Genomic DNA, 16,171 nt, shown 5'->3' with positions numbered 1-16,171 from the left:
GAATACCTATATTTGTGGATATAATTTTGTGAATACTCCATGCCAAAAATCGACATCGGCGCCATACTCAGGAAGAAGGCTCCACGACTGGCCCGCTGGATTCCGCGCCCGGCCATAAGCTGGCTGCGCCGCACCATTCACGAAAAGGAGATAAACCACATCCTCGAACACTACTGGAACCTGCCGCCGCAGGAGTTCATCCGCGCCTGTTTCCGCGAATGGCAGGTCACCTATTCGATCGAGGGGCTCGAAAAACTCGATCCCAGAGGACGCTACATATTCGCCTCGAACCACCCGTTCGGAGGCATGGACGGCATGATGCTGGCCGACAAGCTGATCGACCGCTTCGGCGACGCGAGGGTGGTGGTCAACGACCTGCTGATGCACCTCGAACCGCTGCGGCCGCTGTGGATTCCGGTGAACAAGCACGGTTCGCAGAGCACGGCCTACGCCCGTAAGTTCGACGAGGAGTTCTTCGGCGAGCGGCCGATCCTGACCTTCCCCGCGGGCCTCTGCTCGCGCTGCATCGACGGCGAGGTGACCGACCCCGTGTGGAAGATCAGCTTCCTGAAAAAAGCCTACGCCTCACAGCGGCAGATCGTCCCGGTCTTCGTCGAAGGCGAGCTGTCGAAATTCTTCTACCGCGTCTACCGGATACGCAAGGCGCTGGGAATCAAATTCAACATCGAGATGCTGTGGCTTCCCGACGAGATGTTCTCGCAGAAGGGCAAGCACTTCCGCATCGTCGTCGGCGACCCGATCCCCGTGGCCGACCTGCAACGCTACGGATCGTTGCACGAACAGACGGAAGAAGTACGCAAAAAAGCGTATTTTTTGAAAAACAGACTCGATCCCCCGGCAAAGTAGCGGTAAAATTGATATTTTTGCCCCGTCTATGGAACAGAAAGAGATGGCACCCATTATAGAACCCCTCGACCGGGAGTCGCTGCTCGCGGAGCTGACACCCGCCCGCAAAATGCGCGACACGAACAAGGCCGGGAACGAGATCTACATCTTCTCGGCCGCCGAATGTCCCGCGCTGATGCGCGAGGTGGGGCGTCTGCGCGAAATCGCCTTCCGCGGCGCAGGCGGCGGCACGGGTCAGGAGGTGGACATCGACGCGGAGGACCTCGCCCGCGACGGCTACTACCAGCTGATCGTCTGGGACCCCGCGGCCCAGGAGATCGTCGGCGGCTACCGCTTCATCGTCTGCACCACGCCCAATCCCCGCCATCTCTCGACCGAACATTATTTCCGTTTCAGCGAGCGCTTCCGCCGCAAATTCCTCCCCCGGACCATCGAACTGGGGCGTTCGTTCGTGCAGCCCGCCTACCAGGCCCGCGGCAATGCCAAGAGCATCTACGCGCTGGACAACCTCTGGGACGGGCTCGGGGCGCTGATCGTGCTGAACCCCAAAGCCAAATACCTCTTCGGGAAGGTCACGATGTACACCAACTACAAGTCGGTGGCGCGCAACGCGCTGATCTGGTTCCTGCGCCGCTATTTCCCCGACCGCGACAAGTTGGTGGAGGGCATCCGCCCGATCGAGCTCGACCTCGACGACCCCTACTACGAGGAGCTGTTCTGCGGCGCGACCTACATGGAGAACTACCGCATCCTGATCCAGAAGATCCGCGAATTCAACGAGAATATCCCGCCGCTGATCAACGCCTACATGAATCTCTCGCCCACGATGCGGGTCTTCGACACGGTGTCGAACCCCGATTTCGGCGATGTGGAGGAGACGGGCATCCTGGTCACGATCCGGGACATCTATCCCGAAAAACGCCTGCGCTACACCCGCTGGCTGGGGTGGAGGGCCAACCTCAAACACCGCCGCGAGGAGTTCAGCGAACACCTGCGCGAACACCTCGAACGGATGAAGAAAAAGCGGAACGCCTGAGCGCTCCGCTTTTTTTCGGCACAAGGTCTCCTGATAGTCATTTCTTCCACAAAAATGGTCCGATCGGCCCGAATTTTGCACCCGCAATGCAGTAATCGCCGGATGGACACATTTAGCGGAAAACACTGAAAACCCAAAAACATCTCTTGGTATGAAACGACTATTTCGCCTTTTCACGGCGTTCGCCCTCCTGGCGGGAGCGTGGGCCTGTTCCGACGACCAAACTTCGGAGGTCCGCATCAACGACGGCGCCGAATTCCTTTCGCTCGACTACCTCGCCCGCAGCGGCAAGATCACGGTGAACGCACCGGCTCCCTGGAGCGTCATCGTATCGTCAGGGAATTTCGGGGGGGGGAATGACCCTGACTGGGTGACCCTCTCGGCAAACGAGGGGCCCGAAGGATATTCCGAAATCGACGTGACCTTCGCCGCGAATCCGGGCCCTGCCCGCAGCGCGCTGCTGCTCTTCGACTGCAACGGGGAGACCACCGCCTTCACCCTCTCGCAGAGCGCCCGGGACACGGGATTCGACGCCCCGGACTACTATTTCTACGCCGCATACGGCACGATGCCGGCCCTCTATGCGGGTCTGCACCTGCTCTCGCACGACAAACCGAGCTATTTCTTCTACGAGCGTCCCCAGACCTACGATCCGGAGTTGTTCCCGGACTACGCCACGGTCTTCACCGCCGCAAATCCCGATGCCGGAGCCACCACCGAGGAGATTTACGCAATAAACGAGCAGATGAAACGCCGCATTCTGGAGATCAACGCCGAGGACCCCACGGCCGTATTCGGGCTCTACGTCACCGACCTGGCCTGCCGCGCGGGCTACGACTGGTTCGTCGGGCAGGGCATCGACTCGGCGCGCGTGAAGGTGACGATGCTCTCCGACGGCACGGGCACCTACAACAATTTCCACACCTTCTTCGGCGATCCGGCCACGGCCGAGCAGAACTGGAACGACTACGCCGCCCGGGTCGAGGCCCTCGACTGGAACCACGGCGGCCGTTATCCCGAAACCCGCGCCCCGCAGGACCTCGTCTCCGACGAATGGATCGCCTATCTCTCGACGCGCCCCAATTACCGGCTGATGCTCCAAAACGCCTCCCTGATGGAGTCGTCGGGGCCCTTTATGACGCAGAAACTCGCCGAGATGAAGATGGAGAGCGTCCAGCCCTACGAACTGCTGACGGCCCTCCCGGAAGAGGCCAAGAAGGAGTTCTACCGCATGGCCAATTTCGACTACGACCGGTTCAAGGCCCTGTTCGACGCCTCGCCGAAAGGAAACCTCATCATCCTCGGCACGAGCCACACCACCGACGAGAGCCGCCGACAGCAGGCCGCCTACGTACAGCGCATCATGGAGCAGTACGGCGCCGAATACGACGTATTCTTCAAACCCCATCCGGCCGACGGTTCGTCGTCCGACTACGAAGAGCGGTTCCCGGGGCTGACGCTCCTGCCGGGACAGATGCCGTTCGAGATCTTCGTCTGGTCGCTGCTCGACGAGGTGAACCTCATCGGCGGCTATCCCTCGACGACATTCCTCTCCGTGCCGCTCGACAAGGTGGGATTCCTCTTCGCGGCCGACGCCGCGAGCCTCCCCCGGCCGCTGAACCTCCTCTTCAGCGACGCCCCGAACGTGGAGTGGATGCAGCCGTGACGCACGGTCGCGGACGAACGAACGGCGCTTTCCGACAGTCGGAGGGCGCCGTTCGTCGGATATGGGGTGCGGCACAACAGAACGGACACGACAAGCACCCCGCCGCCCATAAAAATACCCCGCCCGAAGGCAGGGTACCAGGCAAACAATCGTTTAACTAAATGATTCCGGACGAACGGTTATCGAACGAACACGCCGCAGGTCGGAGCTTCGGTTTTCTCCGTCTTCTCGGGCTCGCTCTTTTCCGTCGGTTCCGACTTCTCATCGGGCTTCTGCTCGGGTGCGGGGTTCTCCTGCTTCGGAGCTTCGGGCTGTTCGGGCTGCTGAGCGAACGCCATGCCGCCGGCCATCAGCATCATCGCGGCCATCATTACAACTGTCTTTTTCATAGCTTTAAGAATTAGTGGTTAAACTTCATTTTCTCAGTTCTGCGGTTCGTTTCCTCACCGTTTCTGCTTTCCGGAAGTTCAAGCCGTATGCCATACGGACAGATGAGATGCAACGCATTGTCTTTCAACGGACGATGCGGCGCGCCGAAAATTCGGCGGATGTGGAAAAAGTGTGGAGCCGGGGCCGGGAGTGTGGAATTATTCCACATCCGGAGTGTGGAACGGCGCTATTCGATGCCGTAGAGATGCAGTTTGTTGTAGAGCGTCTTGCGGTCGATGCCGAGCAGTTTGGCCGCCTGCGACTTGTTGCCGCCCGCCGCCGCGAGTGCCCGGCGGATCTGCTCCTCCTCCGAGGCCCGGTCGCGCAGGGGATGGGGCACCGCCGCGGATTCCGCCGCCGACACGCCCGTGATCTCGCCGGGAAGGTCCCGGCAGGTGATGTACTCGCCCGCGGCGAGCAGCGTCGCCGAAAGCACCGTGTTCCGCAGCTGGCGCAGATTGCCCGGCCAATCATAGGCGGCGAGGGCCGCCGCGGCCGCCGGGTCGAATCCCACGATCCGTTTGTCCAGTTCGCGGTTGGCCTGGTCGAGGAAGAAATCGGCGTAGAGCGGTATGTCCTCGCGCATCTGCCGCAGGCAGGGCATGCGCAGCGTGAAGGAGTTGATGCGGTGGTAGAGGTCGGCGCGGAACGTCCCGCGCGCAATGGCCGCTTCGAGATCCTCGTTGGTCGCGGCCACGAGACGAATATCGACGGGAATCTCCCGGTTGCTGCCCACGGGGCGGATGCGCCGTTCCTGCAAGGCGCGCAGCAGCTGCACCTGCGTTTCATAGGTGAGGTTGCCCACCTCGTCGAGAAAGAGCGTGCCGCCGTCGGCCGCCTCGAAAGCGCCGGTCTTGTCGGCGAGGGCCCCGGTGAACGACCCCTTGACGTGCCCGAAGAACTCCGATGCCGCCAGCTCGCGGGGAACGGCCCCGCAATCGACCGCCACGAAGGGCTTTCCGGCCCGTTTGCTCTCCCGGTGGATCAGCTGCGCCACGTGCTCCTTGCCCGTGCCGCTCTCGCCGTTCACCAGCACCGACATATTGGTCGGGGCCACCAGCCGGATGTGTTCGTACAGCTGCCGCGCGGCGTCGCTGCGCCCCTCGATGTAGTTGAGCGCCGCGGCCGAAACCCCTTTCGCCGCACGCGGAGCCGGTTTGGCCGCCGGGGCCTGCGCCTCCGGAGCGTCCAGCGCCTCGCGGATCTTTTTCAGCAGTTCGTCGGGATTCACCGGCTTGGCCACGTAGTCGCGGGCGCCGAGTTTCATGCACCGCACGGCGTTCTGTATCTCGGCGTAACTCGTCATCACGATCACCGGCGCCGTCACGCCCGCCCCGGCCATCCATTGCAGTAGGGCGATTCCGTCCTCGTCGGGCAGACGCATGTCGCTCAGCACCAGCGAGAATCCACCGGCGCCGAGGGCCGTGCGGGCCGCCGCCGCCGATGAGGCGGTCTCGACCCCGAAACCGCGTTTCGAAAGCCATGTGCGCAGCATCAGGGCAAAGGTGATGTCGTCGTCTACGATCAGAATACGCTCTTCCATAACGCTACAAAGTTACCGTTTTTTCGGCTTCCGCGACAATCGCGCGGATTTTTTCGACCGCCGCGCGCAATTCACCGCACAGCGCGTCGGTCAGGGGCCCCTCGCGGTTCTCGGCCCGGCGCAGGATGTCGGCGACTTCCGCCGCACCGAGCATCGTGAAGATCGGCAGCATCTTGTGCGATAGGGCCCTTACCGCTGTCGCATCGCCGCTTCCGACCGCCTTTTCGAACTCCCGGGCATTGGCCGCAGTCTGTTCGGCGAAGGAGGCCAGAATACTCCGCGCCGCACCGGTATCGTCGCCCGCATAGGCCGTCAGGGGGCCGAAATCCACCCCCTCCGCCGCCGGGACCCCAGGTTCTTCCGCCGCCGGAACCGCCCCGCCGCAGGCCGCACGGACCACGGCGAGCAGTTCGCCGTATGCGAACGGTTTGCGGAGACATCCGGAGAATCCGCGGGCCGTGAAATCCGCGGCGTCCAGCTCCCCGCGGGCCGACACGGCGACCACGCGCAGCGCGGGATCGACCCCGTGCACGGCTTTCAGCACGCTGAATCCGTCGGCCGAGGGCATCTGTATGTCGGTCAGCACCAGATCGAAGCGGCCGTCGGCGACCAGTTTGGCGGCGTATTCGGGATACTGGCAGCACTCGGCGGCGATCCCCGCCCGGCGGCACATCGCGGCGGTCATCTCCAGCTGCAACGGATCGTCGTCGATCAGCAGCACCCGCAGTCCCGGCTGCGGAGGCTCCGGCTCCCGGACCTCCTGCACCGCCGCGGGCCCGGCCTCCCCGACGGGCACCGACACGATGAATTTGCTCCCCTCGCCGAGACGGCTTTCGAGCGAAATGGTCCCTTCGAGCAGCTTCACGAGGCGATCGACGATCGACAGCCCCAGTCCGAACCCATCGACGCCCTGCGCCGAACTCAGGCGCACGAACTCCCCGAAAATCCGCTCCTTCTCCTCGCGGCCGATGCCGCGGCCCGTATCGCGGACCGAGAAGACCAGCCGCCCCTGCCGAACGTCGGCGCGAAGCGTCACGGAGCCCTTGTTGGTGAATTTCAAAGCGTTGGAAACCAGATTGTCGGCGATCTGCCGGATGTGAAAAGCGTCTCCCGTCACCGTCCGCGCGGCGTCCGGACCGGTTTCCAGACGCAGTTCCAGCCCTTTGGCCGCGGCCGCGGCGGCAAATCCCGCCCGGATCGTCTCGAACAGCTGCGCGGGACTGAAAGCCACCCGGGCCACCTCGATCTTGTTGATGTCCAGCCGGTAGAAGTCCAGCAGGCTGTTGACCAGCGCCAGCAGGTGTTCGGAGGAGTCCTTCATATTGTGCAGGTAAAGTTCCTGCCGCTTGTCGTCGGTCAGCCGCGACAGCAGGTCGATATAGCCCATCACCGACCCTAACGGGGCCTTGATGTCGTGCGTGATGGCCAGCATCAGCTTCTCGCGGGCGGCCAGCAGGGCTTCCTTGTCGCGGTTGGCCTGCTCCAGCTCCCGGCGGTAGCGGTTGCTGCGGCTGATGTCGCGCCACAATATCCCGACGAACAACAGCACGAGCACCACGGCCCCGACGGTCACGCCTCCCAACACACGCGACGACCTGCGGCGGAAAGCCTCCGTGCGCTCTATGCGCCGCATCAGGAACTCCGTATCCTCGGCCTCGAAGTCCATGATCAGGCGGTATATCTTCGTGTTGACCAGTTCGTTGCTGTAACTCAGCCGCAGTCCCTCCTGCCACGCCCGGTCGTAAATGCCCAGGCGGTTGCTCGTGACGCTATCCTGCAAGGCCCTCAGCACCAGCGTAATGGTATCTTTCACCGACCCGGCGGGCACCGCGGGGGCCACCAGTTCGCGGCGGGAGATCACCACGCTCGAATCCTCCTTCGGAGGACTGAACAAATCGCCCAGCCGTTGCAGAAAACGCCGCCGGGAGCGCGGCACGGCCGTCGTGTCCTGCCTCACGATGCGGCGGAACGGCGTCGTGTCGGCCACGATCCCCTGCTGGGGACCGATCAGGTCGCGGATGTTCTTGTCGAGCAGTTTGGCCGTGGAACCGGCGCGGATCGTGCGGCGCAGGCTCATCGTGCGCCGTTCCTTGTCGGCGAGCAGACGCGTGATGCTGTCCAGACGCATCGTCTGCAACGAATCCCGGTCGCCCGTCAGCGAGCGCAGCGAGTCGATGCAGGCCCTCACGGTGCGCAGTTCGCGTTTGTAACGCGCCTCGTAGGACTGGTAGCCGGCGATCATCAGCTGCCCGTAACTTTCGGCCTGATAGAGATGGTAAAGGGTCCGGCTGACGGCGCTGTGCTTGGTCTGCAACTGTACGTAGCTGCTGTCGGGAGCCGAAAAACGGACCACCACCCGGTAGACATAGCCCACCGCGAGCACACAGACCGCGATCAGCAGGACGTAGCCCGCGACCATCTTCGTTTTGACGAATTTCGACTCCTTCACAGCGTCAAAGATAATGAAAGGAGCGCGCAACGCCAAACCCGCCCAACCCCCACCGAACCGCATCCCGGGGATTGCGCAGGACACCCGGGCACGACGATTTATCGAAAAACGATAAATATTTTTTGATATTCAAAATTTGTTTCTATATTTGTCGCCGGAACGATCCGAAAAACAAACATTCCGCGACTATGGATTTACTCACAGCAGAACACGTCACCAAACGCTATGCCTCGCACACGGCGCTCGACGACGTATCGCTCGCCATCCCCCGAGGCTCGGTCTACGGGCTTCTGGGCCCCAACGGAGCGGGCAAAACGACCCTGATCCGCATCATCAACCGCATCACGGCACCCGATTCGGGCCGCGTGCTGTTCGGCGACCGCGAGATCGCCCCGGAAGATGTCTACCGCATCGGCTATCTCCCCGAGGAGCGCGGGCTTTACAAGAAAATGAAGGTCGGCGAACAGGCCGTCTTCTTCGCACGCCTCAAAGGTCTTTCGCGCCGCGAAGCCGTCGTGCGGCTGAAGGAGTGGTTCGTCAAATTCGGCATTCAGGAGTGGTGGGACAAGAAGGTCGAGGAGCTCTCGAAGGGCATGGCCCAGAAGGTGCAGTTCATCGTCACGGTGCTCCACGAACCCAAGCTGCTGATCTTCGACGAGCCCTTTTCGGGCTTCGACCCCATCAACGCCAACCTGCTGAAAGAGGAGATTCTGGGGCTGCGCGACAAGGGCGCCACGGTGATCTTCTCGACGCACAACATGTCCTCCGTGGAGGAGATCTGCGACCACATCACGCTCATCAACAAATCGCGCAACATCCTCTCGGGCAAGGTCGATGACATCCGCCGCCGCCACGGGTCGAACATCTTCGAGGTGGCCTACCGGGGCGACGAAGCCGTCCTGCGACAGGCCGTCGCCGGGCGCTGCGAGATTCTCGACGGAACGCAGGAGGAGTCGGTCTACCGCATGCTCAAACTCCACGTCAACGACGACTCCGAGGTGCGCGGGGTGATCTCCGCCGTCAACGAAGCCGTCGAACTGCGTTCGTTCCGCGAGATCATCCCCTCGATGAACGACATTTTCATAAGAGCCGTCAACGGCAAACTCTAAAACGGAAAAGCCATGTCCAACATATCCATCATCATCCAGCGCGAGTTCAACGAACGCGTACGCAAAAAATCCTTTATCATCACCACGCTGCTGATGCCCGTGCTGATGATCGCCCTGATGGCCGCCCCGGCGCTCATCATGCAGTTTTCGCGGGGCGACGAGAAGGTCATCGCCGTCATCGACGAAAGCGGCCTGATAGCCCCGAAGCTCGAAAGCGACGAGGAGATCCGCTTCGAGACCACGGAACTCCCGACCGAAGAGGCCCGCAGGGAGCTGACCGAAAAATTCGGCGTGCTCTGGATCGGCGGCGACATTCTGGAAAACTCCAACAACGTCCGGCTCTACGCCAATTCGTCGTCGTCGCTCGCCCTCGAAAGCAACATCACGGGGCAGATCGAGCGCATCCTCGAAACCGAGAAACTCAAAGCCTACAACATCGAAAACCTCTCGCAGATTCTCGAACAGGTCGAAACCAAGGTCGTCATGCAGACCTTCCGCAACGACAAGTCGCAGGAGGAGGACGCCCAGGCGCAGTCGTCGGCCGTGGCCACGGGCCTGGGGTATGTCCTGGGATTCATCCTCTACATGTTCCTGCTGATCTACGGCGCGATGGTCATGCAGTCGGTGATCGAGGAGAAGAACAACCGCGTGCTGGAGGTGATGGTTTCGTCGGTCCGCCCCTTCGACCTGATGATGGGCAAAATCCTCGGCGTGGCCTCGGTGGCCGTCGTGCAGGTGCTGATCTGGGGCGTGCTGATCGTCGGCGTCGGAGCCCTCGTAATGCCCCACCTGATGCCCGAAGAGGTCATGGCGGGCGCCCAGGCCATGCAGCAGGGCATGCCCGACGCAGCCGCGATGACCGACATGAATCCCGAGATGCTCCAGGCCGTGGCCGCCATGACCGACCTGGGCTATATCGTCAAGATCTTCGTCAGCCTGCTGCTGTTCGTCTTCGGCGGCTATCTGCTCTACTCGGCGATGTTCGCCGCCGTGGGTTCGGCCGTGGACAACGTGCAGGACGCCTCGCAGTTGCAGATGCCCATCACGCTGCCGATCATCCTGGCCCTGCTGATGATGTTCGTCGTGATCCGCGACCCCAACTCGCAGATGGCCTTCTGGTTCTCGATCATCCCCTTCACCTCGCCGATCGTCATGATGGCCCGCATCCCCTACGACATCCCGCTGTGGGAGATCGTCCTCTCGCTCGTGCTGCTCTACGGATCATTCGTGGGCATGGTGTGGGTCGCATCGAAGATCTACCGCGTGGGCATCTTCATGTACGGCAAAAAACCGTCGCTCAAAGAGCTGTTCAAATGGATTCGGTATAAGTATTGAGTTTTTTCCGTTAGCGAAATAACAGATTTACTGAAAATTTTCATAAATTTGTCCCGAATTAGGACTTACCGAAAATCATTTCAACAAAATACTTAAAAATCAAACAGCTATGATCTCGATCGACAACTACGATTTCAAAGGCAAACGCGCGATCATCCGCGTGGATTTCAACGTGCCCCTCAACGAGAAGGGCGAAGTGACCGACGACACGCGCATCCGCGCCGCCATGCCCACCGTCAAGAAGGTGCTCGCCGGCGGCGGCTCGGTGATCCTGATGTCGCACATGGGACGCCCCAAGAAGAATCCCGATCCCAAATATTCGCTCGAACAGATCGTTCCCGCCGTCGAGAAGAACCTCGGCGTGAAGGTCGAGTTCGCCGGCGACTGCATCGGCGAGAAGGCCGCCGAAATGGCCAAGGCCCTCAAGCCCGGACAGGTCATGCTGCTGGAAAACCTGCGTTTCTACGCCGAGGAGGAGGGCAAGCCCCGCGGCCTGGCCGAGGACGCCACCAAGGAGGAGAAGGACGCCGCCAAGAAGGCCCTGAAAGAGGGTCCGCAGAAGGAGTTCGTCCAGAAGCTCGCTTCGTACGCCGACTGCTACATCAACGACGCATTCGGCACGGCCCACCGCAAGCACGCCTCGACCTACCTGATCGCCAAGAAGTTCCCCAACGACAAGATGTTCGGCTACCTGATGGAGAAGGAGGTGAAGGCCATCTCCTCGCTGATGGAGGCTCCGGCGCATCCGTTCTGCGCCATCATCGGCGGTTCGAAGGTGTCGTCGAAGATCGGCGTCATCAAGGCCCTGATCGAGAAGGTCGATTCGATCGTCATCGGCGGCGGCATGACCTACACCTTCGCAGCCGCACAGGGCGGCAAGGTCGGCGACTCGATCTGCGAGCCCGACATGTTCCCCGTAGCGCTCGAAATCCTCGAACTGGCCAAGAAGAAGGGCGTCGAACTGGTGATGTCGCCCGACGCGCTGGTCGCCGACGCATTCTCGGAGGATGCCAACACCAAGGAGGCCCCGGCCAACGACATTCCCGACGGCTGGGAGGGTCTGGACATCGGTTCGAAGGGCAAGAAGCTCTTCCGCGACCACATCCTGAGCTGCAAGACCATCCTCTGGAACGGTCCCGTGGGCGTGTTCGAAATCGACAAGTTCGCAACCGGCTCGAAAGAGGTGGCGCTGGCCATCGCCGAGGCCACCAAGAAGGGCGCCTACTCGCTCATCGGCGGCGGCGACTCGGTGGCCTGCATCAACAAGTTCGGTCTGGCCGACCAGGTATCGTACATCTCGACGGGCGGCGGCGCGCTGCTCGAATACATCGAGTTCGGCGACCTCCCCGGCGTTGCGGCTATCCGCGAATAGACCGGACATCCCGCGAAACAACGATCCGAACGGGGGCTTCCGGTTTGTCCGGAGGTCCCCGTTCCTTAAAAACCCGAACAATATGAAAAAAATCATTCGTTTTCACGCACCTTTTCTCGCCTCGGCATTGCCTGCGCAAGCGCGGCACTGCTCTCGGCTTATCGAAAACGTTCTTTTCGCAGCAACGATAGCCTGTATGACAGCCTGCCAGAATACCCCCAAGACCCCGGCGATCGACATGGCCAACTTCGACCTTTCGATAGCCCCCAACGCCGATTTCTACGAGTACGCCACGGGCGGCTGGCAGAAAAACACCCCCCTGAAACCCGAATACGCGCGCTACGGATCGTTCGACATCCTGCGCGACAACAACGAGACGCGCATCAACGAGCTCTTCGCCGAGATGGCCAAGACGACGGCCGCCCCGGGCACCGTCGAGCAGAAGATCTCCGACCTCTACAAGATGGGCCTCGACTCGGTGCGTCTGAACGCCGAAGGCGCCGCGCCGATCAAGGCCGCCGTGGAAGAGATTCTTGCCATCGGCGACCGCTCGCAGCTGACCGCCGCCATCGCCAGGCTCCACACCTCGATCGCCAATCCGTTCTTCGGCATAGGCGTGCAGTCCGACCTGATGAACAGCGACATCAACGCCCTCTACGCTTCGCAGCCCGAGCTGATGATGGGTGACCGCGACTACTACCTCGACGCCGAAAACGAGTCGATCCGCACCGCCTACAAGGAGTATCTGGACAAGATCTTCCGGCTGGCAGGCGTTCCGGAGGCCGACATCGAGAAGGCCGTCGCCGGCGTGATGTCGGTCGAGACGAAGCTCGCCGAGAAGAACTGGTCGAGCGTCGAACTGCGCAACATCCCCGCCATGTACAACCCCACGTCCAAGGCCGATTTCGAAAAGACTTACGACGCCATCGACTGGGCCAAGTACTACAAGACGATGGGCATCGGCGATTTCGAACGGATCATCGTGACGACCCCTTCGGCGCTGGCCAACGCCAACGAACTGATGAAGAACGCCCCGCTGGACGACATCCGCTACTACCTGGCCGCCCAGTACATCGACGCGGCAGCCGGCTACCTGAGCGACGACTTCATCGACGCCTCGTTCGACTTCTACGGACGCGCCATGTCGGGCAAGCAGGAGCAGAAACCCCGCTGGAAGCGTGCGATGTCGGTGCCCAACAGCACCCTCGGCGAAGCCGTCGGCGAGATGTACGTGGCCAAGTACTTCCCCGAAAAGGACAAGGCCCGCATGCTGGAGATGGTCAGGAATCTGCAAACGGCGCTTTCGCAGCACATCGCCGGGCTCGACTGGATGTCCGACGCCACGAAGGCCAAGGCGCAGGAGAAACTCGCGGCCTTCACCGTGAAGATCGGCTACCCCGACAAGTGGAAGGATTACACGACGCTTGCGATCGACCCCTCGAAGAGCTACTGGGAGAACATCGTCGAGGCCAACAAGTGGTACACAGCCGACAACATCGCCGAGCTGGGCAAACCCGTGGACAAGGACGAATGGCACATGACCCCGCAGACGGTCAACGCCTATTACAGCCCCACGACCAACGAAATCTGCTTCCCGGCCGCCATTCTGCAACCGCCGTTCTACAATCCCGATGCCGACGATGCCGTGAACTACGGAGCCATCGGCGTGGTGATCGGCCACGAGATGACCCACGGATTCGACGATCAGGGCCGCAATTTCGACAAGGACGGCAACATGAACAACTGGTGGACCGATGCCGATGCCGCCGCATTCAAGGCCAAGACGGAGATTCTGGTCAAGCAATTCGACGCGATCGAAGTGCTTCCGGCCAAGGGTGACCAACCTGCGGTTTTCGCCAACGGCGCCCTCTGTCTGGGCGAGAACATCGCCGATCAGGGCGGTCTGCGCGTAGCTCACACGGCTTACCGCAACTCGCTCGAAGGCAAGGAGGAACCCGCCCCGATCGACGGATTCACCCCCGAACAACGGTTCTATCTGGGGTATGCCACGCTGTGGGCCCAGAACATCCGTGACGAGGAGATCGCCCGTCTGACGAAGCTCGACGTACACTCGCTGGGCAAATGGCGCGTGAACGCCTCGCTGCGCAACCTGCAAGACTTCTACGACGCATTCTCGATCACCGACGGCGCGATGTTCATGCCCGAGGAAGAACGAGTAATCATCTGGTAACCGGCTTAAGAAGCCGGATTTAGGGGGGGGGCAACGGAGAATCGGTAAGGCTCCGACCCTATACTGCGCCCCGCCCGCCTAAGAGCCCGCCTAAGAGGCGGGTTTTAGGGGGCAACGGAAAGCCAGTGAGGCTCTGACCCTATACTGCGCCACCACCCGCCCAAGAGGCGGGATTCAGAGGGCGATGCCGGGTCATCGGGCTTCCGAGCCAGTTCCACGCTCCGCCTAAAAGACGGGTTTAGGGGGCAACGGAAAGCCGGTGAGGCTCTGCCCCTATACTGCGCCACCGCCCGCCCAAGAGGCGGGATTTAGAGGGCGATGCCGGGTCATCGGGCTTCCGGGCCGGTTCCGCGCCCGGCGAAACAAAAAGAGGATGTCTAACTTGAAGTTAGACATCCTCTTTTTCATTCCAACACCGGAACCGAGAGGCTGGGCACAATGGCCGCGCCCCTCGAAGCCGATTACCACATAACGCTGATATCGTAAGCCGAGACGCCGTTGGACAACGACTTCGCTTCGACGCCGTTGAGGCCCCAGAAACGCTCCTCCGTCAACATAAAGATCGTATATTGCGATCCGGCGGCCACATTGATGACTTTGAAGTCATAGCTTCCGGCAGCCGACTTTGCGGCCGACTCCAGCTGTGCGAAAAGATCGTTCCTGACAGTTCCGATCATCAGCAGCGACATGGTCCGGTCATAGCACGAACGCAGTATGCCGTTCCTGCCGCCGAAGGCCGCGATCTGATCCGCCGTCTCGAAACGCGCCGTCAGGAAGCTGACATCGAACGACACGTCCTTCGTAGCGGTCACCACACCGTCTTCGTCCTTGTCGGAACGAACGCCGGCCAGCAGGGTCTTCACCTCGGTCACATAACAGCCGCTGCCCGAAGGAACCCCGGTCGCACCGGTGATATAGGTGTTCAGCGTCCCCCAGGGACCCAAATAGAGCATACTGCCCTCCGCCTTCTTATTGGCCATTTTGTTAAAGGCGAAAGTCATCCAGCGCTCTGTATCCCATGCGGCTTTCATAACGGCAGCCTGATTGCCGTCGTCCACGCGGTCGATAATCGTCATCCACGTATTTTTGTCGTCGAGCGCATTCAGGTAATCGACATAGCCCGTTCCGAGCGAAGCGTCGCTCAGCGAAGAGACGAATTGCACGTCGGTCGTAAACTTATCCGACGGAGCCGGAATCGGAGCGTCCGAAGGATATTCGTCCAGCCCGTTGTCGCAGCCCGTAAGGAGCGGAGCCGCCATCGCAAAGGACAGGAAAATCGAAATGTATGTTTTCATGTTTTTCATCGCTTTGATTTACTTCGAGTCAACAGATCTAATTTTTCAGCACCGCCGTGCCGGTAATGGGGCTGTGGTCGGAAAGCGCGTCCGCCTCGGTGGAGCGGACCACCTGATAGTCCGAGCAGGTCCATTTCTGCTTCGGGAAGCCGATCAGATAATCGAGTTTGCTGCTCCGTTCGTAAGTCCCGTCGTTGTTGCAGAGCCGGTCTCCCGATTTCACATATTCCGCAATCGCAGAGGACGAAACGCCGCAGTTCATATCGCCCGCCAGCAGTACGGGAATGCCTTCGTCCACGGCCGGCTGTATGGCATACTCGAGCACCTCCTTGGCCTGTTCGAGGCAGGTCACGTTGCCGCCGAAAGCATCGAGGTGGGTGCAGACGATGCGCACCTTCACGCCCTCGGGATGCGAATCGGTCGGAACCAGCACATCGGCCCAGCCCGCCGAACGCTGGTCGGCGCCCTCATACATGCCGAGCAGCACGCGGCCCGTATTCACGATCGGATATTTCGACAGAATCACATTGCCGTAGTAGCCGTCGTTGCCTCTCTTATTGTAGGAGTGGATGAAGAACGAGTACATCCCGAGCTCTTTGGCGAACTCGTTCGCCTTCTCCTTGAGGAACATCGCACCGGAGAGGGTCTCGAACTCGTTGAAGAAGATGATTTCCGCCTGCTGTTCCCGAATCAGGGTAACGAAGCGGCTGATGTCCTTGCTCACGTTGCTGTTGTTGTAGAACTCCAGGGCCTTGACATTCCACTCCAGGCATTTGAGCTGAACATCCTGCGCCCGTACATTCGTCAGCGGGAGAGCCAGCCCCGACAGCAGGAGCGCTCCCAATATATATCTATAAATTTTCATATGCTTATATCGAA

At 61.0% G+C, this 16,171-nt stretch carries 12 protein-coding genes; 7 read left to right on the top strand and 5 right to left on the bottom strand.

Annotated elements, in window-relative coordinates; genetic code table 11:
* Positions 1–39 precede the first annotated feature (39 nt).
* From NQ519_RS07065 to NQ519_RS07055, 3 genes are all read left to right on the top strand, one after another.
* Positions 40–867: an acyltransferase gene (locus tag NQ519_RS07065; protein WP_019151869.1), complete on the top strand. Its 828-nt coding sequence runs from the start codon at positions 40–42 to the stop codon at positions 865–867.
* A gap of 28 nt (positions 868–895) precedes the next feature.
* Positions 896–1,903, top strand: a complete 1,008-nt coding sequence (locus tag NQ519_RS07060; protein WP_019151870.1) for a GNAT family N-acetyltransferase — start codon at positions 896–898, stop codon at positions 1,901–1,903.
* Positions 1,904–2,054: 151 nt separating this feature from the next.
* Positions 2,055–3,569: a BACON domain-containing protein gene (locus tag NQ519_RS07055; RefSeq protein WP_019151871.1), complete on the top strand. Its 1,515-nt coding sequence runs from the start codon at positions 2,055–2,057 to the stop codon at positions 3,567–3,569.
* A 179-nt stretch (positions 3,570–3,748) separates the two neighbouring features.
* On the opposite strand, the gene NQ519_RS07050 is transcribed toward NQ519_RS07055, so the two are convergent.
* The 3 genes from NQ519_RS07050 to NQ519_RS07040 all read right to left on the bottom strand — a co-directional run bounded on the left by NQ519_RS07050 (position 3,749) and on the right by NQ519_RS07040 (position 7,990).
* Positions 3,749–3,958: a hypothetical protein gene (locus tag NQ519_RS07050; protein WP_227900989.1), complete on the bottom strand. Its 210-nt coding sequence runs from the start codon at positions 3,956–3,958 to the stop codon at positions 3,749–3,751.
* A gap of 227 nt (positions 3,959–4,185) precedes the next feature.
* Complete coding sequence (locus tag NQ519_RS07045) at positions 4,186–5,541, bottom strand: sigma-54-dependent transcriptional regulator (protein ID WP_019151873.1); 1,356 nt, start codon at positions 5,539–5,541, stop codon at positions 4,186–4,188.
* A 4-nt stretch (positions 5,542–5,545) separates the two neighbouring features.
* Complete coding sequence (locus NQ519_RS07040; protein ID WP_019151874.1) at positions 5,546–7,990, bottom strand: ATP-binding protein; 2,445 nt, start codon at positions 7,988–7,990, stop codon at positions 5,546–5,548.
* Positions 7,991–8,178: 188 nt separating this feature from the next.
* Here NQ519_RS07040 and NQ519_RS07035 point away from each other — a divergent pair, with 188 nt between their 5' ends.
* The 4 genes from NQ519_RS07035 (at position 8,179) to NQ519_RS07020 (ending at position 13,997) form a co-directional block, all read left to right on the top strand.
* Positions 8,179–9,099, top strand: a complete 921-nt coding sequence (locus NQ519_RS07035) for an ABC transporter ATP-binding protein (protein WP_026076754.1) — start codon at positions 8,179–8,181, stop codon at positions 9,097–9,099.
* Positions 9,100–9,111: 12 nt separating this feature from the next.
* The gene (locus NQ519_RS07030) at positions 9,112–10,434 is read left to right on the top strand and encodes an ABC transporter permease (protein ID WP_019151876.1); all 1,323 of its coding nucleotides are present in this window, start codon (positions 9,112–9,114) and stop codon (positions 10,432–10,434) included.
* Between the two features lie 109 nt (positions 10,435–10,543).
* Complete coding sequence (locus tag NQ519_RS07025; protein ID WP_019151877.1) at positions 10,544–11,806, top strand: phosphoglycerate kinase; 1,263 nt, start codon at positions 10,544–10,546, stop codon at positions 11,804–11,806.
* 196 nt (positions 11,807–12,002) lie between these two features.
* Positions 12,003–13,997 carry a M13 family metallopeptidase gene (locus NQ519_RS07020; protein ID WP_019151878.1) on the top strand — a complete coding sequence of 665 codons (1,995 nt, stop codon included), beginning with the start codon at positions 12,003–12,005 and terminating at the stop codon, positions 13,995–13,997.
* 461 nt (positions 13,998–14,458) lie between these two features.
* On the opposite strand, the gene NQ519_RS07015 is transcribed toward NQ519_RS07020, so the two are convergent.
* Positions 14,459–15,292: a hypothetical protein gene (locus NQ519_RS07015; RefSeq protein WP_227900990.1), complete on the bottom strand. Its 834-nt coding sequence runs from the start codon at positions 15,290–15,292 to the stop codon at positions 14,459–14,461.
* 37 nt (positions 15,293–15,329) lie between these two features.
* Positions 15,330–16,157, bottom strand: a complete 828-nt coding sequence (locus tag NQ519_RS07010) for an endonuclease/exonuclease/phosphatase family protein (protein ID WP_026076755.1) — start codon at positions 16,155–16,157, stop codon at positions 15,330–15,332.
* Positions 16,158–16,171 lie beyond the last annotated feature (14 nt).

Source organism: Alistipes senegalensis JC50 (genome assembly GCF_025145645.1).
In the GTDB taxonomy this organism is placed as follows: Bacteria; Bacteroidota; Bacteroidia; order Bacteroidales; family Rikenellaceae; genus Alistipes; species Alistipes senegalensis.
This window is presented reverse-complemented; position numbering and strand designations above follow the sequence as displayed.